This window comes from Spiroplasma endosymbiont of Colias croceus (genome assembly GCF_964020095.1).
GTDB lineage: Bacteria > Bacillota_I > Bacilli_A > Mycoplasmatales > VBWQ01 > Spiroplasma_E.
The window spans coordinates 26,515-52,720 of the sequence record NZ_OZ026536.1 but is presented as its reverse complement, the minus strand read 5'-3'; the positions used below and the strand labels follow the sequence as shown (position 1 = coordinate 52,720).

Genomic DNA, 26,206 nt, shown 5'->3' with positions numbered 1-26,206 from the left:
TATGAATTATAGTCCAACAGAATATTTTAGTATACATGAAGATAATTGAGAATTAGATATACCTAGAATTATTGCAAATAAAAGTACAATGTTATGATTAGGTAAAGGTTTATTATTTAAAAGTGAAGATAAAGATTTATTAAATTTTTTAAATAAATTAAAAGATAAAGATAAATGAAATGAAAAATTATATCAATTTGGTATTCAAAATTCATTATTAGGTAAATGTTTTTTAATATGAATGTTAACTAAAAATGGTGAATTAAGTTTAACTTTACCAAGTCCAAGTTTTATGTCACGTGTTGCTAAATTTAATGAACAAGAACAATCAGCAGAATTATTTTTTATGAATGAACAAAGTGATAATGGTAGTTTAACATGAGTAACAATAGAAAATTCAAAAGTAAAAGTTGAAATATTTAATGGTAATAGAGAAATTTTATTAGGTAGTACAAAATCAAAAATTAAACCAGAAAGTCAATTAAAAGAAAAATATGAATTAAAAAATCCATTTGGTTATTTACCAATTGTAGAAATTACAAATTTACCACAAATTCATTTTTATGGTAATAGTACACAAATGAATGCATATCCAGATTGTGCACCAGTATGAAATTTAATATAAGATTTACAACATATTATTAAACAAAAAAGAAAAGAAAGAATATTAAATTTAACTAGATTTTATGGAATTATTGATAATGAAAAATTTAAAGCTTTAAATTTAAGTGATGATTTTCAATCAATTATTAAAGATGCATTTTTAAATATTACTACTGCAAATTATGTAAAAGGTGGTAATGGTGGAGTTGATATTGTACAAGGTAATCCAAAATTTGGTGAATATTGACTTGATTATAATGGTACAGCAAAACAAATATTTAATGGTGCTGGTTATGATTATGATGAATTTAATGGTATTAATTATGAAAATAAAACTAAAACATTAATGAATAATAAATTTGATATGCAAACAACAGAAGTTAAAATAACACATTATACAACTTATTTATATAGAATGTTTGATATGTTAGTAACTTCTTCTAAAGATGAAAATGGAAAAGTATATTGAAATGGTAAAGGTGAAAGACCTTATAGTTTTGAATTTATACCAATTGCTATGGTTGACCAATTAGTACAAGATGAATTAATTAATAGTAGATTAAATAATGGTACATTATCAGTAATTGAAGCAATTAGTTTATATGAAAATATTGATACATTAATGGCAAAACAAAAATTGGAACATATTATTGAAGAAAGTAAATTTTTAAATAAACATTTAGGAGATAATACAAATGATAATAAGCAACGCAATGAAAATTCAATTAATGAAACAAGCACATCTAGCATTAAAGCAAACTCAACAATTAATAAAGAGATGTAGTTATTGAAAAATATTTCCATTTGTTATTAATAATGGAGCAATTCCTTTAACTGAAACTGGTTATAAACCAATTAATAGTAAAATAAGTGATTTTGGTCAATATGAATTAATATTAACTGGTACTACTCCAGTTGTATGTATTTGAAAAAATAGTACAAAAATATATCAAAAAAATAAAGGTAAAATTGACCCTATAACTCATAAACCTAGTGGTCAAGATGAATTTTATACAAAACAATATAAAATTGGTGATTATTGAAATGCTTATTTAATTGATGATACAAGTGGTGTTGATTTTAGTAATTTACCAAATAATCAAATATTTAAAACAGTACAAACTAAAAGACAATATACTTTAGTAATGTTTGAAGAACATATTACAATTGATGATTATTTACAATTTTTTTGTGTATTTAATGATGAAAATGAAAATATTGGTGGTAATAGTGGTAAAAATCAAGATAGACAATTATTATATATTTCAAATGTAACAAATTATTATAGTCCTTATAATGGTGCATTTAGTATGCAAGTATTAACTTTTAGTAGTTTAAATGATAGAGTAGTTTCTACTGGTCAAAATACACTTGATTTTGTACAATATGCAAGCCCAGGTAGTGGTTATGCTTTCCCTACTATTCAACAAGGAAAAGTAACTTTAAATCGTACTTTAATGCGTGATATAGGAGTAAGATATAGTCATAGACAATCATATGGATTAGAATTATTAACAAGTTGTTATTATTATGGAAGACCAATAATTCAAGGTCAAGAACCAATACAACAAAATAATGAAGAAATATTTGAAAGTAAAGTATTTGCTTCAAGAAGATTATTTATTGCTGGTAATAATGAAAAATCTACAACTGATATTAAAAATAATGGTGGTTTACTTGCTGGAATAAATGATAAAATAACTACAAGTAGTCATCCAGAAACAACATTTTATAATATTATGGACGCAAAACCTACTGGATTTACTAATTTTAAAAATTTTACAGAATGATTAAAAACTTCATTAAATTTTCAAGATAATTTATTTGTAACAAAAGATTTTAAAGGTATGTTATCTTTTGATAAAGATAAAGCAAGATTAAGTAATGGTACATCAGTAGGAGAAGCAAAATTCTTTTGAGATAGTGAATGAAATATAAATAATTTAACTGGTAATTATAATGTTGATATGAGTAGTAATTTTAAATATAAAGACCCAGAATCTGGATTAATTATAGGAAGTCCAACTGTTGATTATTCAAAAATATCACAAAAATATATGTCAGCAATATTAAATTTTAATAGTGTAGTATTTTCACCATTAATACAAATGCCTTATGATAGTCAACAATGATTACCATTTGCATTAAGTGATATTCCTTTAATTGGTAAATTATTAAATGCTTTAACATTAGGTATATGAAGTAGTTGAGTTATTACTCAAAATGCTCAACAATATAAAAAAATGTTATATTTTAATGGTTTTATGAGTGCATTTTTTACAAGTAATTTAGAAAGTATTATTGGTAATGGTGGTTTAATTCCTTTAAATGCATTTACAAATGATAATGATTTTACTATTGGTAAATTATTAGGTGCAAATGTTTCAACAACTGCTATGACAATGAAATTAAGTGATAGAGTTAGTGTTTATCCATGAGACCCTACTACTGGTAAGAAATTAAGTGTAAAAGAACAAATAAGTACAGTTGATTTATCACAAAAGAAAAATAATAAAGTTTATATTTTAGCAGAAGATACTGAGTTTTTAGATATTGCTTCACCATTAACTAATGAAGATACTGAATGTCAATGAAATCCAACAAGTAATGGAGTTATTGATGGTTCAAATTATGCTTATATTATTGATACAATTGTAACTCAATCATTACATCAAGGTGAAGAAAGACATACATTTTATAGTGATAATCCTTTTACTTATCAAGGTGATTATAATGAAATATCAGTTGCACAGTTTAGATATAATAATATGGGTTATTTAACTGGTAATGCTTTTAATTGAACAACTTTATATAAATTAAATCATGATGAATATGAAGAAAGTGAAGAAACAACATTTTCATATCCTGCAAAAATATTGCCACCAAGTCCTCAAAATATAGCAAAACAAATTATAATTATTCCAGAAAATCCAACTGTAGAAGTTAATATACCAAAAACAGTTATATTTGCTCATACACAAGATAAATTAATATGAGACTATAATTCATGAGTAGAAAATGTAGTTCCTAAAATCAAACCATTAGAAATTAATATTAATTTTAAAGATTATTTAGACCCTACATTATTAATCAAAACTTTTAATGATTTAAAAAGATATTATAAAAGTGTAGATGTATATTTACATTATGAATATGAAACAGATGAATTTATTAATCATCAGTCAGATGGTTGTTCTACAATGGAAATTTTTAAACCATCTAAAATTCAAAATTTTATTTTTTCAAGAAATTTAAAAGAATTGTCAATATACAATAAACCACTAAATTTAAAATATTATGAAGACAATAATATAACATATCATGGATTATATGCTGGATATTATGGAAATGGTAAAATAGGAATAGAAATTGACAGAAATGAATATAATTTATATAAAATTCAAAATACTTACATGCAAACTAAAATTGAAGATAATATTGCTACACAAAGTATTGAAAATCAAAAAGATACACTATTAGGTTTTTGTGATTTATCTGATAAAGAATTTAAGTGAAAAATACAATTATTACCTAATATTATGCAATTAGAACTTGGAATTTTTAGTGAAAAATCAGTTTCAGGTTTAATACAATACATAAGATATTATAAATACTATAAATTAAATATATCAAAAATTGTTTTTAACCCAAGATAATTATGTTAGAATTAAAATAAAAAAGTAAGGAATAATTTTATGATATTTTTAGTAAGTATAACTCCAATTTTAGGAATTAAATTAGCAATATTAGGAGCTCTTTTTTTAGTGTTTACTTTAATACCTGGTGTATTATTATTTTGTCATTCTGTAAATGAAAATAAAAAAATAAATTTTAAAGAAAAAAAAACCATTATTGGTACTATATTTTTAATATTATCACTCTTATCTTTTATAGAAGTAATTGTTTTTACAACAATTATTTAGTAAATTTCCCTCACAATCTTAAATAATGTATAATTAAATAACTTACTTATGTAAGTATATGAAATAAAAAGTTCTCAAATTTATATTAGTTCTAAATAATTAGGTTGGCACCTAATTAAAAAGTTACCTTAATTGGTAACTTTTTTTATATTTTTATAAATAAAAAAAAAGAAGACATGAAATTCATCATATATCACCGCTCTACAAAATAAAATTAAAAATTTATTTCTACGGCTATCTTCTTTAAAAATTAGGAAAATATTTCATTATTTATTACATTAGAGTTAATTACGCTCACCGAATTCTTAACTTACGATTTAATGTACGGAAACCTATTTTTATAAATTAATTATATCATATTTTCTATATTAAATATACATAATTTAATTATTATCTCATTCAATATTTTTATAATCATTTAATAATTCAATATAATTATCAATATCATCTCTTACAAAATCAAATTTCTCTTCATCATATATATCTTCATGTTCATGTTTTAAAACTAAATTAGCTTTACCAACATAATGTAATTTAATATCTACTTCTTTATCTACTTTTCATTTAATTAAAAATTCACGTTTAGTCATTATTTACTCCTTATTATAATTTAATCTTTCTTCTTTTGTTTTTGGAAAATGATTATATGAACACATTTCTTGATTATCTAATTTAATAAATACTCTAATTTCATTTGGATATTGTTTATATGATAATACTTTTCAATCAGCTAATTCATAACCTAATAAAGTACGGTCATCATCTAATTCACTACTGCCACCATTTCATGAAAAATATATTTCTTTATTTTTTGTATATATTTTAAAAACATTATATTTATCACTATATTTTAAAAAGTCTCATAAATTCATTATTTACTCCTTATTTTTATAATATTCTTTTATTTCTTTTACTTTATTTTTAAATTGTTTTTTATGAAAAAAACACATATTAAAAAATTGAACAGCACTATCTTCAATATTTCCAATTTTTAAAGTAACTAATACTTTACTATTACAATCTTTAACAATACATTTTAATAATACTTTTTCTTGTTTTTGTTTTTGCATTAATCAAATACTCCATTTTCTTTTTTTATAAATCTAAATCATCAATTTTTATATCATTGTTTTGTAATATTTTTATAAAATGTGTTTTACAAAAATATAAATTAAATCCAGAATAATTTTCAATTTTTGCACTTCCTACTGCTTGATTTTCACATAATAGACATTTCATTAATCAAATTCTCCTTAATTATTTTCAATATTAATATCTTCAATTTTTATATTTATAGTCATACCATCTAAATTTTTTAATTCTTTTAATTTATCTATTATTTCTAAAATATCTTGTTTAGTCATTTTTATTCTCCTTATTTAAATAATATCAACCAATTAATAAACTATCAGCTTCATCATGATTTGATATTGTTATATTTCAATTATTTTCTTGAATTAATTCATTAACTAAAAATAATGAAATTTCTTTTGTTCATTTTTGTTTTCTAGTAATATTAATAATTGTATAATCTTGAAGTAAATATCATTTCTTTCATTCACTTGGACTTATTAACATATTTTTTGTTAATAATTTATTAAATTGTCCAGCAATAAATCCTCTTAAATGTTCTTGTGTTTCATAACCAATACCATTTTTTGAATGAAAAGTACCACGTTCAATAATTATATTCATATTATCAAAATCTCCAATTTCACCAATCATAAATAATTCAAATATTATTTGTTCATCAAATGTTGGATTAATATTTTTAAATTTTTCAAAACTATAACTTTTAATTCATGTTGGTGTTCATAGTTTTAATTCAATACAATTATTATTTTCACAATCTATTACATGACATCTTTTTTCTCATAAAGTAAATCCAGTATTTTTAATACTTGGGTCAATTGAAAGTAAATAATTAGTCATAATTATTTCTCCTTAATTTAAACTTAGTCTTTTTAATATTTTCATTAATTGTTTATCTTTTTTTGCTACTTTAATTCCATGTTCAACTAATTTTTCATTATATTTAAATTGTTTTCTTTTATTCATTATTTTTTCTCCTTATTTTTATTTAAATTCATAACTATTATTTGTAAACAATTCATACATCAATAATTAGTTAATCAAATTCTTTTATTACAATACTTACATTTATTCATTTTTAAATACCAAATTATCTAATTTATTAATATTTTCTTCTAATTGTTGAAAATTTGTATTATTTTCAATTACATTATTAGTATTTGGATTATCAATATATATTTTTTCATTTTCAGTAATAATTGCTTGGTCACTTTCATATGCTATTTGCATTTCAGTACTCATAATTCCCCATTTTCTTAATAATTGAGTTAATACAGTTTTTAATGCCATACTATCAAAATCACTAACAATAAATTCTTTATTTTTTGCATAAGTTTTTGAATATTTTAAAAAATGTTTTTCAATTTGTTCTTTTGACATATATAAAGTTTTTTCAAAACCATTTACCAATTGAAAATATGCTACATAACCAATAATAGGTTGTTTTAATCTTTCTAAATCATCTTGTATTCAATTAAATTCAATTCCCTTAAGTCTATCTACTTTTTTAATTTCTGTTAATCTAACATCACTTACATTAATTTCTTTATATTGTTGACTACGTAATGCTAATTGAATATAACCTTTATATCCCATTTGAAATTGAGCATTATTTACTTTAGTATTACTATCTCAATAAGGTACAATATAACAATAACCAAAATTCTTTTCTAATGGTAAATTCAATAATACCGCTTGATAACAACTATTAATAATAGTATCTGGATATGATTTATCTAAACCATATTGATTTGAAATTGCTAATACATTACTTTTAAATTTTTGTATTTCTAAATTATTAACAATACCTTTTTGTCTAATAAATTTTTCTACATTACCATTATTAATATTTTTAACTAATAATTCATTTGCCATTTTATTTTAATTCCTTTCATGTTCAAATTGCTTTTTCTCATTCAATTAATAATTCATTTGTTATTTCTACTTTAATTAATTCAATATTATTTTCTTTAACTCAACATATAAAATGTATATTTGATAATTCATAATTATTATTTTTTAATAATCAATAATATGCTATTATTTGTAATTTTGATTTTTCTAATAATTCTTTAGTAAAAACTTTATAAGTTTTAAAATCAATTATTATATTTAAATTATTTTCTTTATAAATTAAATCTGGTGTTCCAGCAACTATATCTGCATTAAACATTTTTTCACTAATATATTCATTATTATTAATAAATTTAGTAGGTAAATAATCTAATAATGTATAACAATAATTTAAATAATTTTGTGAAAATAAATCTTTAATATAATTTTTAATTTGATTACTAATATTTTTAATATTTATATTTTTAAAATATAATTCTGCTACTTTATGAACTGCATTACCACGAATTCTTGCATTATGAATATTAAAACAATATTTACAGTTATTACATTTACAATATGAATTACCTAAATAATAATCTAATATTTTACTAACTGATATTAATTCTTTTTTATTTATAAAATATTGATGTGTTTCTTTTTTAAAAATTAAATTATTTTTTTGATTGTTTAATTGCATTTTTAATTAAATTCTTTACAAAACTATTAATTGTAATATCTTCTTCTAAACACATCTTTTTTAATTCATAATACTCACTTTTATTTAATCTAATATGAATTTGTTTAATAATTAAATCTTCTGGTTTCTTTTTTGGAGCTGCTACCATATTTATTCACTACTTTCTTCTTGCATAAATAATTCTTTAATTCTTTCACCATATTTACCATTTTCTATATCTTTAAAAAATTGTTGATAATCATTTTTGATATCTTGAAAACCTTTATTTTGCATATTATTTACACTCCTTTAAAATTTTCTAATTGTAATTCATTAATATAATATTCATATAAGTAATCTCAATTATTTGATGTTAAATACATATCTTCTTCAATCATGTCATTAATACATTTATTACAATAATATGTATTTTCTAATTCAGAAAATCATATATATTTTTCATTATGTATATTACATTTCATCATTATCACTCATTAATTTATAAAAACATTTATTACAAGTTCTATTTGCAAATGATGAATTTTTATGACAAATATCACATGAACCATATACTTTTATTTCATGTTTTAAATACATTCTTTTTTCTTCTTTTAAATTCAACATAATTATTTACTCTCTTTCTATAATTTTTAATATTTCTTCAATTTCTATATATTTTTTATTTTTAAGTAATTTTTCATTACATAAATTTTTAATTAATTCAATTTTTTCAACATTAAGTAACATAATTAATACCTTTTTTAATGAAATTATTTTTTTCTTGTAATTTTTCTCAAAAATTATTTTCAATTGGTAAACTTGCTTTTAAATTTTTTAATTTTAAAAGTAATTTATAACCTTTAATACTTTCTAATTTTTTATTATTTTTATTTTTTAAATCATATTCATAAATAGTAAAATCAAAACTTCTTTTAATACTTATTCTTATTTCATTTTTTTCTTTACTTCTATGAATAAATCTTTTATCAATTCATACACCAATAACATTCGAATTATTTTCATTTAATAATTTAATAAAACTTGCTTTACTAGTTTCATTAATAATTGCTATTTTTGATAAAAAAATAGAAGTAAAATTAATTTTAGTTTTTTCTAATAATTCTTGTATTTCTTTTTCTTCTAAATTTTGTTGAAAAATATTATCTTTATCAAAATCTAAAAGTAAATTAGTAATTTCTTCTTTTGATAAATCTTTTTTAATATTTTCTTTAAACATAAAATATAATCCTTTCTTTAATTTAAGTCTTATTTAAAAGAAGTCTTAAAAAGAGAAAAATTTCTTTTCTCTTTCTTTTTGAAAAAGAGGGGGTGTGGGGGAGAAAAAACTTTTTCTTTCTCTTTTCTTAAAAAGACCACACTAAAAATTACTATTGGAATATTCCAGCACAATAGCCTAAATAATTTTTTATTTAGTTATGTAATAATTAATTACTTTAATAAAGTGCTGGTTTAATAAAATAATTAATTATAATTGTTTAACAATTAAAAATGAGAGTTTTATCTCTCATGTCATTTTTATAAAATATACCAATTTTTTATTCGGCCTATTTAATAGACTTCTTGCAAAACTATGATATTAATCACATTTTTTAAGTTTAAAAATTTATTTTAATAACACTTTTAATATTTTTTAAAAATTATTGTTCAAAATATGTTTTATTTTTTGTCATTAAAATACAACAAAAATTATTATTTCAAATAAAAAAATAAAATATTAAATTATCAAATATATTTAAATTAATAATTGTAAATTATAAATTGAAGCTATTAAATTAAATCTTAATGCAAATTTTTTTCTTCTATTTCGATATTTTTCACTAATAATTTTAAATTTTTTAAGAATCGCAAAAACATGTTCAATAACAACTCTCATTTTTGAAATAGCCTTATTATTTTTCTTTTCTTCTTTAGTTAAAGGGTTTTTCTTTGATTTTCGTTTAGGTAATAAGACATTTTTATGTATGTTTTGTATACCTTGATATCCTAAATCTACTAAAATAGTTGTTTCTGATAAAAATTTCGTTTTTGAATTTTTTAAAATTTTAAAATCATGATTTTTACCATAAGAAAAATAAGAACTTATAATTTTTTTACTATCTTTTTCAATTATGACTTGAGTTTTTATTGTATGTTTTTTCTTTTTTCCTGAATAATATTGTTTTTGACTTTTTTTGGGCGTTGAATAGTACTTTCAGTCACATCAATGATAACTGTTTTATCTTTAAAATTATTATTTAACAGTGATTTTTGCCCATCAAGTTGTTGAAAATCAGGATGTTTTATTAAAGTATTTTCTATTCACTTGATATTCCTATAGCAACTACTTTCACTAATTCCATAACTTTTAGCAATATGAAAATAAGTTCGATACTCTCTTCAATATTCTAAAGTCATTAATAAACGATTTTCTAATGATAATTTATTAGGTGTACCACCATTTTTAAACTTTTTTACTTCTTCTGTCTTTAAAATTTTTAGAATTTTATTAAAAATAATATCATTTATACCAGTTAATCTTAATAATTCTGGATTGTTAATAGTTTTTAATTTATCAAACATCATAGATTACCTATCTTTTTTATTTTTAATTTTATTTTAAAAATTAAATTTTTAATAGATAGGTTTTGCAAGAAGTCTATTATTACAATTATTTAATATATTAAAACGAAGAAGTAAATCCCCTATCATCGTTATATCCAATTTCATTGAAAAAGCGATTAGGATCCATTTCATTTCAAGATACAGCATGTCTAGATGTTAAAGATTGAGATTGCATAGTTGCTTGATTTCTTAATCCAGAAATCTTTTGTTTAATTTCATATAATTTTGCCTTTTTTTGTTGTTTAATTTCATTGCTTCTACTATTATTAAAACGACCACAACTAATAATAACTCAAAATTTATTAGAAAAATTTCGCCCTCCTTTATTTGTTTCTAATTTTTGGATTTCTTTTTCTAATTTTTCTAATTGAGATTGATATTGATTTAACGTTACTTCATATTTATATTTTTGAAATTGTTTATTCAATCAAATAAAAGGAGATTTTAATAATATTTTTATTTGTGTTTTGTGAGCGTACCGATGTTGTCAATAATATTCAAATTTGTCTTAAAATTATAAAGTTAGACGAGAATAATTTTGACTTCAATATGCAATTGTATGTTAATCTTAACACTTGAAAAATATTAGTCAACAATAATACTTATTTTTATAACTCAAAAATTCTTATTAAAGTAAACTTTAATAAGTTTTATTTTATTTTTGGTTTTTTAAAATCTTTAATTTTAATTTATAATAACTGGATGGCAGTATTTATTTGATAGCATTTAAAATTAACCATTTTTGTATAAATATCAATGTTATATGTTCTATCACCAATCATATGCTTTAAAATTTGTTTAATATTAGTTTCAGTAAAGCAACCAATATTTTCAACTAATGCTTGGTTTAATACACCATCTTTTGCATTAATAAAATAACCAACTTTTAATTTTTTATATTGTAAAGTTAGTGATTGTAAAAAATCAATTAATTCATAATATTGACCTTTGGCAAATAAATTTATGGCATTTTCATAGTGTAATTTAGCTATTTTATTTTTTCTTCTTCCAGCCATTATTCCAAGAAATAAAACATGAAAAGCATGAAATTTATCTAAAATAAATTTAGCATTTAAAATTGTAGCAGTTTTTCTAATTCATTTTGCACTATCGCCACAAACTATTAAATTTGCTTGGTCAAAATTTTCAAAAAATAAATTACCATATGTTTGAATTAATTTTGCTGTTTTTTCTGCACCAATTTCTGTTTTTGATATTCTTATTTTACATACAGCTCTTTTATTAATTAATTTTCCATTTTTCTTTTTACCAGTACAAAATACTAATAATCTCATAGAACATTTTTTACAATTTTTAGTATTGTGTCTTTCATTAAACTTAAATTTTCTATGTCCATCATCAATATTTAAGTATAAATTTTGATTTGGTTGTAATGGTATTTTTGGAATATTAGCTTTTGGTAATTCAAATTTTTATATGTTCTACAAACTGTACTAGTACTTATTAAATCTTCAATAAAAGTATCACAAACATCACGATACTTTTTACCATCAGCAAAATATTTTAAAATTTGTTTAATAACATTTGGTGCAAGTTTACTATATTTTTTAACACCAAGATAATTATCTAACAATGAAACAAATTCCTTTTTTTGTGTTTTTGGGTTATAATGTGTACAAATACGTCGTTTATAATTTAATAAACCTTTTTTTGCTTTTAATCTTCTTTTTCTAAATCTATATGATTTATATTCAGATTTATCACATATACTTCATAAATAATCATCTATTTTTGCAAATAATTCTTCTGTTTGTTTTAAACTTAATTCATCTTGATTAAAATCATGTTTGTCTCAATCAAAAAGATTAGGAAATGGTAATATAAACATTTTTAATGTTCCTTTCTAAATTTTGTTTGTTAATAATTTAATTGTATTGTTTATAAAAATTAGGGAGTAAAATATGGCTTTTATTAGTAGTTATGCACAACTGAATAAAAAATATAATCTTAATTTTAGTGATAATAATTATGGTTTTAATTGAGATATTTTTAAAGCATTTGTTGGTGATGAATGAGCAGAATATTTTACTAATAATTGTTTTTATCGTTTTATACCAACAGCACGTGGAACAAGAAAAACTTGAAACTGCTTAGCATTTGATTTATTTATATGTTGTAATTTTAGTGATAGTAGTGTCCAAGAAGTAAGAAGATATGAAAATACTCATAGTGAAACTACAATTGGTGCTTTAATGAATGTTTGTCAAGTTTTATTAGATACATATCATATTAATTTATTACCTAATAATCCACATGGTATTAAATGAAAAATAACTAAGGATGGTGGTTGTATTATTTTTTCTAATAATCAACAAATTGACTTTATTGGTTATGCTATTGGTAATAAGATTTTTGGAAAAGAAGCAGGTGGTTCAAGTTTTTTAGGTTCAAGAACAGATGAAATAATCATGGCAGAAGAAAAAGAAACACTTACTGATAAAGAATTAACATATCGCTATGAGCGATTAGAAATATCTATGTTTAGAAGTAACAGAATTAAAGTGTCAAATGAACCAATTAAAGAATGAAATTGAACTTTTATTGATAAAAATATATATAGCCCTACTTTTGGAAAAAAGATTACTCGTTATTTTTATAAAAACTTTTTTATGACTTTTACATGCAATCCTTATGATAAATATCATCCATTTTATTTAAAATACTGTACGCCATTTTTACCATTAAATAATGAAGTAATGAAAAATCTTAAAAAAATTGGCAAAGTTTATTATGAAAATAAAGACATGTTTAGTGGTTTAGGTTTATTTGTTTTAAGATTTACTATTAAACCATTTTGAGATAAGTTACCGGATATCCAACAAAGAAAATTATTAGAAATGAAAAAAAAGTAATGAAGATGAATATAATACTGTTTATTATGGTTTTGAATTTTTAGATAGTGATGCAACAATTTTTCCATTTCAAAAAACAGTAAAATATTGACAATCATATGATTTAAAACAATTTTATAATCAAGAAAAAGATATGTATAAATTTGATTTTTATAGTGTTGGTATTGATTGAGCTACGGGACCAAAAGACCATACTGTATTTATGGTAGTTGGGTTTAAAGAATATAATAATAGTGGATATTATGACCCTTATGTTATTTGTGAATTAATAGTTACTCCAAATGATTTTATTAATGAAAATGAAAAAATTAATGCTTATGTTAATGAAATTTTAGGATTAATGGATAATTTTGAAAATTTTGACCAAGCAATTTATTTTTATGATGATAAAGCTAGAACAGCAATTGATTGATTAAATCAAAAATTAATTGATGAACATAATACTATTTTAATAACACAAACTGCTATTAAACATGCTTCAAATTTAAATCAAGAAGCAGGATTAACTAATAGAGTAGTTTGAATGAGAAATATTATGAGTTATGGAAACTTTTATGCAAATAAAGATGATTTACCAAAAACTACTCAATGTTTAGAAGAATTACGTTATGATGAAACAAAAACTAACATTCCTGATAAGAATATGTACCAAGACCCTTATGATGCTCTGTTTTATGCACTGTATCCATATAAAAATGTAATTAGGGGTAAAAATAATGCTAGTGTGAAAAAAAGTATCTTCACATTTGCAATATAATAAACAAGTTGAATATCATTAATAGAATAGGTATCACAAAATAAACGCCTTTAATTTAGGCGTTATTTTGCATTTAAAAGCATACTTGTAAAAATAATCAAAAATAGTACAATTTTAAAGTAAAATAAAGGAAAAAAGGAGTAATTTAATATGAAAACATGAATAAAAACAAATTTAAGTAAAATAACATTAGCATTAGCACTAACTGGTGCTACAACTGGAACAATAGGATTAATCATGGGGGGTGCTTACCCATAATATAGGTAATAATGTTAAATATTATCAAGAACGAAATGGGGAAATGGTGTATGGAACAACAACTATATGAGTTAATACACATACCAGTGAATGATATTTTGAATTATATTTTTCTAAAAAACCAAAACATGAAGATGATATAAAATGAGATGGTAACTATCCTGATTGATATTTTGATAATTAAATTTCTATATTTATATAAGAAATATTTTCATTATATTTATCAAATAAATTAATCTTTTTTAAATTGATTTCTTGTTTGTCAGTTATTAAAATTAAATCATAATTACCAGCAGCAAATATTCCACTAATTTCAATCCGATTTAAGTTATTAATCGGATTTTCAATTTTTAATTCAAATTCGGTATTATTATCAATGTTTAAAATTTCTTTGGACATATTCCGTAATTAAATTTAATTAATTGTCAATAAAATTGTTTTAAAACTATTTAGTGTTATTGAATATAGAAATAAATATTTTTTGAAAAAATAGTTTAAAAAATGAGTTTACATTTTAAACAAAAAATTGTTAATAATATTTTTATATTAACTCGATAAAAATTTAAATTTTAAAAAAATATTTTTAATATTTTTTTTATTTTAATGGTTTTATTTTATTAAAAATTTCACAAAGTAAGTTAAATCTTAAGTACATAAGTCTAAATTTAGATTTTCTACATTTATTTACTAAAATTTTGAATCTTTTCAATCAAGCAAAGACATGTTCAACTTTAATTCTAATTTTAGATACAATCTTATTGTATTTTCTTTCTTGTTTAGTTAATTTTTTATTTTTAGTTCTTTTAATTGGTATTATTGTATTTTTATAAATATTTTGTATACCTTGATATCCTAAATCACCAATAATTATTGTTTTTTCTGAAAATTCAAGATTTGAATTTTTTAATATTTGAAAATCATGCACTTTACCATTATCAGCAAAAATATCAACAATTTTTTTATTAAAAAAATCATATACAATTTGAAATTTTATAGAATACATTCAACTTTTACCAGAAAAATATTCTAACTGTAGTTTTTTTTAGTTGGTCTTTCAATTTCAATCTCAGTTGAATCAATTAAATAAAATTGAAATTCATTTGAATTTTCTTGTTTTTTATCAATTTTTAATTTATATCTTTCTTTTAAAAATTGGTAATCTTTGTGGTTACTAAGTTTATTTTCTACTCAAGTAATATTTCGAAAACAACTTGATGGGCTCATTTTAGATTTAATACTCATTTGAAAAAAAGTATAATATTCTTTTCAGTATAATAAAGTCATCATTAATCTTTCTTCTACTGAAAGTTTATTTTTTCGACCTTTATTTTTTTCTAATTTTTCTATTTCAATTAATTTTTCTAACATTTCATTAAAATGAAAACGTTTTATACCAAAATATCTATAAAATTCTTCATTTTTTAATTTTTTTAAATTTTCAAAAATCATTTTTATCAACACTTTTCTAAATTTATTGTTAATAACAAAATTATAAAATAAATTTTAAAATTATTAATTGACTTTTAAAAAATTTAATTACGGAATATGTCTTTAGTAATTTCTTCATATATCTTTACCACCTAATCTTTAATTATTTTAATACAATCATTTTACATGATTTCTATATCAATAAAAATAAACATGCTATTAAAATTAAAATAGTAATATTAAAGAATTACTATTAATTTAATATATTCTCAATAAAGAGATAAATTTAAAAATGTTACAAAAAATATCAGAAATTTTAATTAAATAATTATTTTTTGGTTTATTCTTCAGGTACTCTATTATATTGTAAAGATTGCGGATCTGTAGCGAAATAATATTTTTTAAATTGATTTTCTAAATTTAAAGTTTTCTTTAATGCAGAATAACAAGTAATAATTAAAAAAACATTAACCGTTAAATCAATAGGATATTTTATAACTCTTAATGGAAAATACATTAATCATAAAGGTGGTAATCCAGGAAATAATATTTTTAATGCAATAGGATCAGTACCAGTAATAATTAATGAAGTAATAGCATAAGCAATTGGCAAATATCAATAAATTGTCTTTTTACTATAATAAATTTTACTAAAATTTAATACTAAATAGTAAGGTAATATACATCATAAAATACTAGTAAAAGTAAAAAATAAACATGGTGATCCACCACTAGGACTAAATAATAAACCTAAAAAATCACTGGCAATACCACTAAGAAACCCTAATATTCCACCACAAAAGAAACCTATTAAAACTAATATAAAATTACTCAATTTAATTTCAAAATATTTAGAAAATGGTAAACTTTTTAACATTAAAGCACCTGTTGTATTTAAAGAAACAGCTAATGCTAACATTATTCCACTTAAGCAAATAAATTTTATTTGCTTTATCTTTTTTTTATTATCTTTATAATCAAAAACTGTGATCAATAAAAAAGTAATTAAAATTAACAGTCCACTAATTATATTCAATAACAACACATTCATTTAATTACCACCCTTTTTTATCATAATTATTTTCTTTGTTCTTAAATAATTAAGAACATCTGCCAAAAAATAACAAGAACCCGTAATTAAAATTATTTTATGAGGGCTACATTCAATCATTTTTTGATAATCAAAAAATTCACCAGTAATACTATTTAAATTACTATTACTACAAATAATAATATTATCTGAGACTTTTTTTAAACAACTAATTAATTTTTGTGGATATTTATTTTTTAAACAAGAAAATATAATTTGTTGAGGAATAATTTTATTAATTTTTAGCGTTTTAATTAATGCTTTAATACCATCAATATTATGAGCAGCATCAAAATAAATAGTTTTATCATTAATTTGATATTTCTCAAATAGTAATCTAATATTAGTATCATTAATGATTTTTAAAGCTTGTTTAATATTAATTTCTAAAAATGTTTTTGAAATTACTGTTAAAACTAATTTTTTATTTTCTTGATAGTATGGTTGGTTGATTAATCTTGGAGAATATATAGGTTTATAACCTTCCATATCAATTTGCTTTTTTAATTTATTATTTAAATTACCTGAAATAAAAAGATTTTTTGTCATTGGTTTTACTATTCCCAATTTTTGATGTAATATTTCAGATGTAGTTTTACCAAGTCTATCTTGATGATCTTTACCAATTGAAGTGATAATAGCATATGTTGCATCAATGATATTTGTAGGATCAATTTTTCCACCAATCCCAACTTCAATTATTGCTCATTGCACATTTTGTTCTTGAAAATAAATTAATGCAATTAAAGTTAAAATACCAAAAAAACCTAATTGATAATATTCAATATCATCAAAAATCAAGTCTCTAATACGAACTAAATCTTGATTACTAATCATTCTATCATTAACAATAATTCGTTCATTAACAAACTCAATATGGGGAGAAGTAAACAAACCAATTTTTTGTTTTAAGGTTTGTGATAATATAGCAAAAATTAAACGCGATACTGAACCTTTACCATTTGTTCCAGTTACATGAATATACTTAATATTATTGTTTAAATATTTTGGACTAATAATTTTTAATTTTTTTAAACAATCTTTATTTGAATATTTAGATATTTTTTTAAAAAATTCTTCATTCATATTTTTAAAATCCTTTATTTAATAATTATTATTATCAATATTAATTAAAGGATTAACGGTTCTTCAAGTCACATAAATTATAATTGAATTAATTATAATTTTAAGAGGTGCTTGCATAATTCTCATAATTGCTGTTACTCCATAATCCTTGGCATTAGGATCAAATAAAGTCATATCAGCATAGGAGGCTATAAGCACTGTTGTTACATACTCAGCTACTACCGCTAATAAAATAATTGGTAAAATTTCTTTAATTCTATAAATTTCTTTTTTCAATAAATAATAAAATAAAACACTATAAATACTTAATAGGCCAATAATGCCACCACCACCCATAATACTAGCCAGAACATATTTATTAACAATAATTCCTGACATAGAATATGATGATTGCTTACCTGAAATAACAATATACATGCCGCCACCAGCAAAGAAAATAATAAAAAAATTAATTAAAGCAAAAATAACTCATGGATAATCTTTTAGTTTTACTTTAAATATTCCAGCAATTCCTGCCAAAAAACCAGTAAAAATAATAGAAAACATATAATAAACGCTAATATATGAAGGAACAAATAACATTACTAAAATATCTGTTACTGCAGCACAAATAATACCTATAATTGGACCAAACATATAACCGGTTATTTTAATCATTAAACCCTCAAAAGCAATTCTAATTGGTGGTAATACTGTAATCGGTATCGTAATAGAAACAATAATAGTTGCCACAACTGATACTGAAGATAACATTGTTATATAAGCAATATTTTTAGTAGTAAAACGAACACCTTTATATTTATCTTTACGAAATCATTTTCAAAAACTAATCATTAAAATATATGCTAACATTATGCTACTTAAAGTAATAATTAAATAAATAGCTGTAGATCTACTAAATAAATTTAAGGTATTTAAATCATATCGTTGAGAAAATATGTGATTAAATATTAAATTATTGGGCATTTAAATAACCACCATTCCCGAAATATTCTTTAAAACTATATTAATTTTAACAAATATATCATAACATTGTTTGCTTAAATACATATAATAAAATTAGTATTTTTTTATTTTTATCACTTAATGGGAGTTTTATTTTTTGAAATCAATCAATTATTAGTTTTGCTAAATGGTCTTGAATTAAAAAAACCATTATAAGCACTTAAAGGTGAAGGATGTGCACTCTCAATAATAAAATGTTTTTCTGTATCAATTAGCATTTTTTTATTTCTTGCATTTTTACCTCATAAAATAAAAACAAGATTAGTACAGTTTAAATTTAAAAATGATAAAACATGATCAGTAAAAGTTACTCATTGATATTGTAAATGACTATTAGGTTGACTTTGTCTGACAGTTAAAGTTGTATTTAAAAGCAAAACTCCCTGTTTAGCTCAAGTTGTTAAATTACCATCATTATCTTTTTCAATATTTAAATCATTTTTTAGTTCTTGAAAAATGTTTTTTAAACTTGGTGGTAATGGAGTATTTGTTTGAACACTAAATGCTAAGCCATGAGATTGATTTGGCTGATGATAAGGATCTTGACCTAATATTATTACTTTAACCTTTGATAAAGGAGTTATTTTAAAAGCTTGAAATATTTCTTCTCATTGAGGATAACAAAGATAAGTTTGATATTCCTTTTTAATATCTTCTAATAATTTAGTAAAATATGCTTCTTTATATTCTTGTTGAAAAAATTCTAATCATGAGGAATCAACAAATAAAGTTTTATTATACATTTTTTTCACCTACTACTTATGATAACTTTGATTATTAAGTATTTGTAATGAACGATATATTTGTTCTAATAAAACAACATAACATAATTGATGAGGTAATGTTATTTTACCAAAGGAAATTTTAATTAAATTAATATTGTCTTTTAATATTTGTGCTACACCATTACTACCGCCAATAATAAAACCAATTTTACCTTGTTGATAAATTTGATTTTTATTAATCATCTGTGATAATTGTTCACTACTTATTAATTGTCCTGATAAATCTAATAAAAATCATTGATAATCATTATTCTTTGATATGTATTCGGTGATTTTATTAGTTTCAATTTTAATATTATTAGGAATTGAATTTAATTTAGATTCGATAATATTTTTTGTTTCAATATTAGTTCGCTTTTTAATTCGTTCTAAATAATCTTTGGCGGCTGATTTTCAATATGTTTGTGACAACTGGCCAATACAAACAATTTTAATATTTATCATTATAATTCTGAAAAAGCCATGTTATTTATTCTTTCATGAACCACTTTATCTGGGTTACGAAAATCAACATCACCCAAAGCTTTATCAATAGTATTTGGATTAATAATAACTATTTCTTTTTTATTTTTATCAACTCATAAACTAAAAATTACATCAATTTGAATATTAAAATCAATTTTAAAAGTCTTGTTCATTTTTGAATCTTTCATTATAAAGAATAAATGAATTCAACCTTTTTTAATAATGGTTTTATTTTTATCATCTTTAAAGTCAGTAATTTTTGGTGAAACAATACTAGTTTTAGCAACTTTTGAAGGGTTTTCTGCTTCTGTTGCTGTTTCATATGTAACATATCAATAACCATAATATTGCTGTTTAGATATATCATTATCAGTTAAACCAAAAACTAAAAGACTTCCATTTGCATCTTTACAACTAAATGGTTCATTCATTACTTTATCTGGATCATTATTAACATTATAATTAATACTCTCATAATTACCTGATTTATATTGGTCACTATTATAAAAATCCCTAACGGCATCTGTAACTTCTAATGCATTACGATCAATTCTAATTTTGTCTGCTGCTAGTTGCATAAATGCATTGAGTGGTTTGTATAAAAGTTTAGTATCATATTGATAGTATTTATTATAAACATAATCAACTAACGGATCACCTTTTTTGTTTGATGGCTCGTTTTCAAAATTTGTTTCAATTTTTGAACCATCTCCAGTACCACAAGCCACAATAGTACTCACAGAAGAAGAAAGTAAACTAAGTGTTGAAAATAAAGTGATTAATTTACGCATTTGATTGTTATTCTCCTTAAACTAAATAATAATTAAATATTCACTAAGAATTGTAACTTATTTTTTTATAAAAAGCAAAAGGAAATTCATATAGGTAAAAATACATTTTTTAAAATTAAAATATTAATGTTTATTTTAATATTTTAATAAAATTATTATTGTCATAAAAGGAATTAAAAATTATATATTTTTTTATCGTTGATAATTGCTTTTGCCAATCTATTTCATCTTTAAAAAATCAGATTTATTAATTTTTTCTTGAAATTTCATTGCTTCTTCATGTGTTGGTAATTTGTCTTTATTTTCTTTTAATATACTTTCATATGTTGATAATTTATCTTCATTTTGTTCTAAAATTTCTTCATCTAAAATATCGTTAGTATTTTGCATTAAAAAAAATTAAAAACTTCCAAATGATTATTTCAAACGACTAACATTAAAGCATTATGTCCATATTCATTTACTTGATAAAGATTTCATTATTATCTATTAAATACTTAACTATCTCTAAATCATTATCTTTGATAGCTAACATCAAAATAGTGAAACCATCTTTAATTTACATAATTTATACTAACAGCATTCCTAAATAATAATTTAACTTTTTCTAAGTTATTATTCATAATCACTTGTATTATTTTTTCATTTTTCTTATTAATAAATACTCTTTTTTTCTAATGTACTTTTTTTCTCTTTCTATAAATTAAACTTGATACAATAATAAATTTAATCTTATTAGTTTAAATTGTATTTAATATTTCTGCTTTTGTTTCCAAAGGTAATTGAGATTCTATTAAGCCCATATTCTCTCATTTTTGTTTGCTTGCATTTTTTGATTCTTCTGATAAAGGTTGCTGTAACTCTGGAATTTCAGTACTTATTAATTTTCATACTTCATTTAAAGATGTTAATTTTATTTCTTCTTCATTTAATTTATTTTTAATTTTTTCTTCTTCTTTTTTTGAATTTTTTTTATTTAAACTATTTTTTAAATTATCACAATTTTCAGTAGTTTTTTTAATTTCCATTGCAAAAAAATCTCTAATATTTTCCAATGTTGTAGATAAATCTTTTACTTCATCTTCATGTAATTCCTTTATTGAAATTAATTTTTTTTCTAAATAATTTATTTGAAATTCTAGTTTTTCAATGGTTTTATTTTGTTCTTCAATTTTTTGATCTTGTCAACTAGGTTTCTCATTTTCTTCATTTATTTCGGTTTGGATTTCAATACTTACTAATTTTGATTGATTAATTGTTCTTAAAGACTCCTGAATTTTTTCTTTTTTTTCTCTAATTGCGTTTTCTATTATTTCTTTTTCTTTTAATTTAAAATTAATTTCTAAAGTTGTGAAATCATCTTTAAATTCATTTTCTATTTTTTCATTTTCTTCTCTTATGTTTTCTAAATTATTTTGAACGTTAAAATTTTCATTAAATTTTTTAATACTATCAGCATTTTGTTCTCAATAATTTTCAATAATCTTAATAAATTCCATATTTTCTAATTTATTAACTTCTTTTAAGAAATTAATAAATATTTTTTGATCTTTACTAATATTTTTAATTCATTTTTCTTTTATTTTTTTAAGTTCAAACATCATCGTATGTTTATTTTGCTTAAAAAAATCCTCAATTTTATTAATTTTATCTTCAATTTTTTTTATTTTTTTATCATTAATACTTAACTCAGTATCATGTCTTGTAATATTATCTTGTAACTCCGCAATATAATCATTCTTTTTCTTAATATCACTATTCTTTTTTTTAATCACTACATCTATTTCTTTTAAATATTGTTTTTTTCCTTTTTTATCATCTGAAATATTTGGAATAAATATTAGATTTTCAATATTATTTTTATTTTCTTCTAAATCTTGCAAGTAAGTAATTTTTTTAATTTTTATATTTTTCTTTCGTTTTTCTAAATTTTCAATTTGTTTTCTTTTTTCTGCTATCTCTTTCTCATGTATTCTAATTTGTTCTTTTTTTTCTTCTAATTCATTTTTAAATAATTCTATACTTTCTTTCACTTTATCTTTAGTTTTAATAATTTCTTCTTGTTCACTTATTAATTCTTTTTCTCGATCATTATATTTTTCAAATATATCATTGTATATTCTTTCTTCATTTTTAATAATTTTTTTAATATATCGGTTAAATATGTCATCTATTAATTCAAAGAAAAATACAAAATTTTTATCAAATTTACTTTTTAAATCTTTATCTTCATTTAAAATTAATTTATATTCATCTCCACTTTTCATTCTAAATGCTCAAAAAGATAAAATTAATTGAGTCATAACTTCTTCTTTAAAAAGGTTTTCAAAAATTTTCTCTTTTTTATTTTCTAATTCCTCATTTTTTTGATATAGCCTACGAATTTCTTTATCAATTTTTATTTTTAATTCTCGTGTTTTTTTTAAAAACTCTTTTTTATTTTCAAAAATGTTTAAATTTATTGTTTTTAAAAAAATAATATCATTACTTATTGTTTCACTTAAAAAATTAAAAAGATTAAAATAATCTGTGATTTCAGTAAACTCAGTACTATTTTGGCTAACTTTATTAATTTTATTTTGTTCAATTAATGTTTTATTTTTCTCCAAGGATAATAATTTTTCATTTTGTTCTTTAATTTTACTATCAAGTTCTATTAAAAAATAATCTAATTGTCTAATTAATTTTAAATTTTGTTTTTTTTCTCAAAAATAAGAAAAGAAATTATATTTTAAATCATTTCTTAATTCTTTAATTAATTTATCTAAATCAGTTTTTTTATTTTCTTTTAATTGAGTTAATGGTGCTGATATACTTGGGTTTTCAAAATCAGTATCTTCTGAATTAGAAAAAAAATTATCTTTTTCATTGTATTCTTTAAAAAAATTCTTAAAAGTTTCAACAACTTCGTCTAAATTTTCATCAGTTAAAGGATAATTTCTAAATTTTTTTATTAATTGATTAAATCAAGGCATAAATCTTATTCTCCTAAATTTTATTTATAAAATAAAAAAACCAATTGTTTTTAAATAAAACAATGGGTTTGAAAACTTATATTTTTCAATCTTTTGTGTTAATAACAATAAAACGCTCCTTATTCTAAAGAACTATCTTGATTATAACTAATTAATTTATCTTTTTTTAAAAAAAAGATAAATTACTATTATATGTTTATATAATAAAAATTTATCACAAAAATTATTTTTCAGTTCTGGGTTTCATATGTGGAAATAATAATACATCTTTAATACTATTTTGACCAGTTATTAACATAACCAAACGATCAATACCAATGCCCAATCCACCTGTTGGTGGCATACCATATTCCAATGCTTCAACAAAGTCTAAATCCATAGTTGCTGCTTCATCATTACCACTATTTTTTTCTTTTACTTGCTCTTCAAAACGATTATATTGTTGCAAAGAATCATTTAATTCCGAATAAGCATTTGCATATTCTCTACCAGCAATAAATAATTCAAAACGATCAGTAAACTCTTTACTATTTTTATTTAATTTAGCAAGTGGTGAAATTTCAATTGGATAATCAAAAATAAAAGTAGGTTGAATTAAAGTTTCTTCAACAAAAGATTCAAAAAATAAATTAATAATATGACCAGTACTATTATAATGATCTGGAATATGAAGTTTATAATTTTTTGCAAGTTTTAATATAAGTTTAAATGTTTTATTTTTTTCAATATTTCTAATATTATCATCTTCAATATTATGATATTTTAAAATCATATCACTAATTTCTTGGAAAATTTTAGTAAACTCTTCATCTTTGATCATAGCTTTTTTAATTGAATCAATCATACTAATTTTTTTTCATGATTTTTCAAAATTTAATATATTTTCATCATATTCTAATGTTAATTTATTATGCACTGTATTAATTAAATGTTTTATACAAGACTCTGTTAAATCCATCATATATTTCATATCTTGATAGGCAACATAAATTTCAATAGTTGTAAATTCTGGATTATGTTTTTTACTCATACCTTCATTACGAAATAATCTACCAATTTCATAAACTTTTTCAAAACCACCAACTATTAATCTTTTTAAATGTAATTCAGTAGCAATTCGTAAATATAAATCAGTTTTTAATGTATTATGATGAGTAATAAAAGGTTTAGCGGCAGCACCACCATATACTTCTTGTAAAATAGGTGTTTCAACTTCTAAATAACCTTTATTATTTAAAAAACTTCTTAATTCATTAATAATTTGTGTACGTTGTAAAAATGTTTTTTTAGTTTCTTGATTCATAATTAAATCTACATATCTTCGTCGATAACGTTCTTCAATATCTGTTAAACCATGAAATTTATCTGGTAAAGGTCTAAGTGCTTTTGATAACATTACAATATCATAGACTTGAACTGTTAGTTCTCCTTTATTGGTTTTCATAACCTTACCTTTAATACCAAAAAAATCGCCTAAATCTGCATATTCTGCAAATCATTCAAATTTTTTTTGATTAACATATTCTGGTTTTAAATAAATTTGAAATTTACCTGTTTGATCTTGCAAATGAGCAAAGATTGAACCCTTTCCCATTTCTCTTTTTGTCATTAATCTACCTGCCATTTTAATTTGATCATTAGGTAAATTAACAACAAATTTTGCTAACTCTTCTTTATTTTTATTTTTAAATTCGCTTTTTAAAGTTTCACAATTATAATTTCTTTCTCAATTACGCCCATAAATATCATAATTTTGCTTATATAAATCTTGTATTTTTTGATATCTTAATGCTTCTTGCTCTGTCAAAATACGTCCATTAATTTCAAGTTTAGTTTCTTTCATTGTTTTCATCCTTTGTATTTAAAATAAGTATTTAAAATAAAAAAATTAAATTAAATAAGATTGTTTAGGTTTATACATAATGATATCAATTTTCAATA

36 protein-coding genes are annotated in these 26,206 nt (G+C 21.2%); 7 read left to right on the top strand and 29 right to left on the bottom strand.

Going from position 1 to position 26,206, the window contains the following annotated elements; genetic code table 4:
• The first annotated feature begins 1 nt into the window (after position 1).
• From AACL24_RS00290 to AACL24_RS00275, 4 genes are all read left to right on the top strand, one after another.
• Positions 2-625, top strand: a complete 624-nt coding sequence (locus AACL24_RS00290; RefSeq protein WP_339047051.1) for a phage portal protein — start codon at positions 2-4, stop codon at positions 623-625.
• 324 nt (positions 626-949) lie between these two features.
• A complete protein-coding gene (locus tag AACL24_RS00285) occupies positions 950-1,387 on the top strand; it encodes a hypothetical protein (RefSeq protein ID WP_339047049.1) in 438 nt (145 codons plus the stop codon).
• The gene (locus AACL24_RS00280; protein WP_339047047.1) at positions 1,299-4,259 is read left to right on the top strand and encodes a hypothetical protein; all 2,961 of its coding nucleotides are present in this window, start codon (positions 1,299-1,301) and stop codon (positions 4,257-4,259) included. The genes AACL24_RS00285 and AACL24_RS00280 overlap by 89 nt, the downstream gene beginning before the upstream one ends.
• A 39-nt stretch (positions 4,260-4,298) precedes the next feature.
• Entirely contained in the window at positions 4,299-4,526 is a 228-nt protein-coding gene (locus AACL24_RS00275; RefSeq protein WP_339047910.1) for a hypothetical protein, read from the top strand.
• A gap of 383 nt (positions 4,527-4,909) precedes the next feature.
• Here AACL24_RS00275 and AACL24_RS00270 read toward each other — a convergent pair whose 3' ends face one another.
• The 16 genes from AACL24_RS00270 to AACL24_RS00195 form a co-directional block, all read right to left on the bottom strand.
• Positions 4,910-5,116, bottom strand: coding sequence for a hypothetical protein (locus tag AACL24_RS00270; RefSeq protein ID WP_339047043.1), 207 nt, complete (start codon positions 5,114-5,116; stop codon positions 4,910-4,912).
• A gap of 3 nt (positions 5,117-5,119) precedes the next feature.
• A complete protein-coding gene (locus AACL24_RS00265) occupies positions 5,120-5,398 on the bottom strand; it encodes a hypothetical protein (RefSeq protein WP_339047041.1) in 279 nt (92 codons plus the stop codon).
• Positions 5,399-5,401: 3 nt separating this feature from the next.
• Entirely contained in the window at positions 5,402-5,596 is a 195-nt protein-coding gene (locus AACL24_RS00260) for a hypothetical protein (protein WP_339047039.1), read from the bottom strand.
• Positions 5,597-5,621: 25 nt separating this feature from the next.
• Positions 5,622-5,765 carry a hypothetical protein gene (locus AACL24_RS00255; protein ID WP_339047037.1) on the bottom strand — a complete coding sequence of 48 codons (144 nt, stop codon included), beginning with the start codon at positions 5,763-5,765 and terminating at the stop codon, positions 5,622-5,624.
• Positions 5,766-5,882: 117 nt separating this feature from the next.
• The gene (locus tag AACL24_RS00250) at positions 5,883-6,458 is read right to left on the bottom strand and encodes a hypothetical protein (RefSeq protein WP_339047035.1); all 576 of its coding nucleotides are present in this window, start codon (positions 6,456-6,458) and stop codon (positions 5,883-5,885) included.
• A 228-nt stretch (positions 6,459-6,686) separates the two neighbouring features.
• Positions 6,687-7,493 carry a recombinase RecT gene (locus AACL24_RS00245; protein ID WP_339047908.1) on the bottom strand — a complete coding sequence of 269 codons (807 nt, stop codon included), beginning with the start codon at positions 7,491-7,493 and terminating at the stop codon, positions 6,687-6,689.
• Between the two features lies 1 nt (position 7,494).
• Entirely contained in the window at positions 7,495-8,151 is a 657-nt protein-coding gene (locus tag AACL24_RS00240; protein WP_339047031.1) for a PD-(D/E)XK nuclease family protein, read from the bottom strand.
• Positions 8,126-8,299, bottom strand: coding sequence for a hypothetical protein (locus AACL24_RS00235; RefSeq protein ID WP_339047029.1), 174 nt, complete (start codon positions 8,297-8,299; stop codon positions 8,126-8,128). Before AACL24_RS00235 ends, AACL24_RS00240 begins: the two co-directional genes overlap by 26 nt.
• Before the next feature lie 2 nt (positions 8,300-8,301).
• The gene (locus tag AACL24_RS00230; protein ID WP_339047027.1) at positions 8,302-8,424 is read right to left on the bottom strand and encodes a hypothetical protein; all 123 of its coding nucleotides are present in this window, start codon (positions 8,422-8,424) and stop codon (positions 8,302-8,304) included.
• Positions 8,425-8,429: 5 nt separating this feature from the next.
• Entirely contained in the window at positions 8,430-8,615 is a 186-nt protein-coding gene (locus AACL24_RS00225; protein ID WP_339047025.1) for a hypothetical protein, read from the bottom strand.
• Entirely contained in the window at positions 8,602-8,754 is a 153-nt protein-coding gene (locus AACL24_RS00220; RefSeq protein WP_339047023.1) for a hypothetical protein, read from the bottom strand. Before AACL24_RS00220 ends, AACL24_RS00225 begins: the two co-directional genes overlap by 14 nt.
• Positions 8,755-8,866: 112 nt before the next feature.
• Positions 8,867-9,367, bottom strand: a complete 501-nt coding sequence (locus tag AACL24_RS00215; RefSeq protein ID WP_339047021.1) for a hypothetical protein — start codon at positions 9,365-9,367, stop codon at positions 8,867-8,869.
• 516 nt (positions 9,368-9,883) lie between these two features.
• Positions 9,884-10,713 (bottom strand): IS5 family transposase gene (locus AACL24_RS00210; protein ID WP_339046819.1). Its coding sequence is split into 2 segments (ribosomal slippage): positions 9,884-10,317 and positions 10,317-10,713, totalling 831 coding nucleotides; the frame shifts between segments, so codons are not numbered across the junction.
• Positions 10,714-10,810: 97 nt separating this feature from the next.
• Positions 10,811-11,179 (bottom strand): hypothetical protein, encoded by a 369-nt coding sequence (locus tag AACL24_RS00205; RefSeq protein ID WP_339047756.1) that lies wholly within the window; start codon positions 11,177-11,179, stop codon positions 10,811-10,813.
• Between the two features lie 262 nt (positions 11,180-11,441).
• Positions 11,442-12,047: a hypothetical protein gene (locus AACL24_RS00200; protein WP_339047754.1), complete on the bottom strand. Its 606-nt coding sequence runs from the start codon at positions 12,045-12,047 to the stop codon at positions 11,442-11,444.
• 71 nt (positions 12,048-12,118) lie between these two features.
• The gene (locus AACL24_RS00195) at positions 12,119-12,601 is read right to left on the bottom strand and encodes a UPF0236 family transposase-like protein (protein WP_339047752.1); all 483 of its coding nucleotides are present in this window, start codon (positions 12,599-12,601) and stop codon (positions 12,119-12,121) included.
• Between the two features lie 73 nt (positions 12,602-12,674).
• On the opposite strand from AACL24_RS00195, the gene AACL24_RS00190 reads away from it, so the two are divergent.
• From AACL24_RS00190 to AACL24_RS00180, 3 genes are all read left to right on the top strand, one after another.
• Positions 12,675-13,625 carry a hypothetical protein gene (locus AACL24_RS00190; RefSeq protein WP_339047906.1) on the top strand — a complete coding sequence of 317 codons (951 nt, stop codon included), beginning with the start codon at positions 12,675-12,677 and terminating at the stop codon, positions 13,623-13,625.
• Between the two features lie 133 nt (positions 13,626-13,758).
• Entirely contained in the window at positions 13,759-14,382 is a 624-nt protein-coding gene (locus AACL24_RS00185) for a hypothetical protein (RefSeq protein WP_339047904.1), read from the top strand.
• Between the two features lie 244 nt (positions 14,383-14,626).
• Positions 14,627-14,824, top strand: coding sequence for a hypothetical protein (locus AACL24_RS00180; protein ID WP_339046636.1), 198 nt, complete (start codon positions 14,627-14,629; stop codon positions 14,822-14,824).
• On the opposite strand, the gene AACL24_RS00175 is transcribed toward AACL24_RS00180, so the two are convergent.
• From AACL24_RS00175 to AACL24_RS00120, 13 genes are all read right to left on the bottom strand, one after another.
• On the bottom strand, positions 14,821-15,039 hold the full coding sequence (locus tag AACL24_RS00175) for a hypothetical protein (protein ID WP_339047749.1): 219 nt from the start codon (positions 15,037-15,039) through the stop codon (positions 14,821-14,823). The genes AACL24_RS00180 and AACL24_RS00175 overlap by 4 nt on opposite strands.
• A gap of 196 nt (positions 15,040-15,235) precedes the next feature.
• Complete coding sequence (locus AACL24_RS00170; protein ID WP_339045908.1) at positions 15,236-15,643, bottom strand: transposase family protein; 408 nt, start codon at positions 15,641-15,643, stop codon at positions 15,236-15,238.
• A 23-nt stretch (positions 15,644-15,666) separates the two neighbouring features.
• Positions 15,667-16,089, bottom strand: a complete 423-nt coding sequence (locus AACL24_RS00165) for a transposase family protein (RefSeq protein WP_339045912.1) — start codon at positions 16,087-16,089, stop codon at positions 15,667-15,669.
• A gap of 319 nt (positions 16,090-16,408) precedes the next feature.
• Positions 16,409-17,119 carry a hypothetical protein gene (locus AACL24_RS00160; RefSeq protein ID WP_339047902.1) on the bottom strand — a complete coding sequence of 237 codons (711 nt, stop codon included), beginning with the start codon at positions 17,117-17,119 and terminating at the stop codon, positions 16,409-16,411.
• Complete coding sequence (locus AACL24_RS00155) at positions 17,120-18,244, bottom strand: bifunctional folylpolyglutamate synthase/dihydrofolate synthase (RefSeq protein ID WP_339047900.1); 1,125 nt, start codon at positions 18,242-18,244, stop codon at positions 17,120-17,122.
• 18 nt (positions 18,245-18,262) lie between these two features.
• Positions 18,263-19,210 (bottom strand): hypothetical protein, encoded by a 948-nt coding sequence (locus tag AACL24_RS00150; protein ID WP_339047898.1) that lies wholly within the window; start codon positions 19,208-19,210, stop codon positions 18,263-18,265.
• Positions 19,211-19,320: 110 nt separating this feature from the next.
• A complete protein-coding gene (locus AACL24_RS00145) occupies positions 19,321-19,992 on the bottom strand; it encodes a uracil-DNA glycosylase (RefSeq protein WP_339047896.1) in 672 nt (223 codons plus the stop codon).
• Between the two features lie 12 nt (positions 19,993-20,004).
• Entirely contained in the window at positions 20,005-20,478 is a 474-nt protein-coding gene (locus tag AACL24_RS00140; RefSeq protein WP_252320439.1) for a 23S rRNA (pseudouridine(1915)-N(3))-methyltransferase RlmH, read from the bottom strand.
• Positions 20,478-21,290: a hypothetical protein gene (locus AACL24_RS00135; RefSeq protein ID WP_339047893.1), complete on the bottom strand. Its 813-nt coding sequence runs from the start codon at positions 21,288-21,290 to the stop codon at positions 20,478-20,480. Before AACL24_RS00135 ends, AACL24_RS00140 begins: the two co-directional genes overlap by 1 nt.
• A 219-nt stretch (positions 21,291-21,509) precedes the next feature.
• Positions 21,510-21,680, bottom strand: coding sequence for a hypothetical protein (locus AACL24_RS00130; protein WP_339047891.1), 171 nt, complete (start codon positions 21,678-21,680; stop codon positions 21,510-21,512).
• A gap of 70 nt (positions 21,681-21,750) precedes the next feature.
• The gene (locus AACL24_RS15445) at positions 21,751-21,849 is read right to left on the bottom strand and encodes an ankyrin repeat domain-containing protein (RefSeq protein WP_422397941.1); all 99 of its coding nucleotides are present in this window, start codon (positions 21,847-21,849) and stop codon (positions 21,751-21,753) included.
• 181 nt (positions 21,850-22,030) lie between these two features.
• Positions 22,031-24,265, bottom strand: a complete 2,235-nt coding sequence (locus AACL24_RS00125) for a hypothetical protein (protein ID WP_339047889.1) — start codon at positions 24,263-24,265, stop codon at positions 22,031-22,033.
• 223 nt (positions 24,266-24,488) lie between these two features.
• Positions 24,489-26,108: a lysine--tRNA ligase gene (locus AACL24_RS00120; protein WP_339047887.1), complete on the bottom strand. Its 1,620-nt coding sequence runs from the start codon at positions 26,106-26,108 to the stop codon at positions 24,489-24,491.
• Positions 26,109-26,206: the final 98 nt, after the last annotated feature.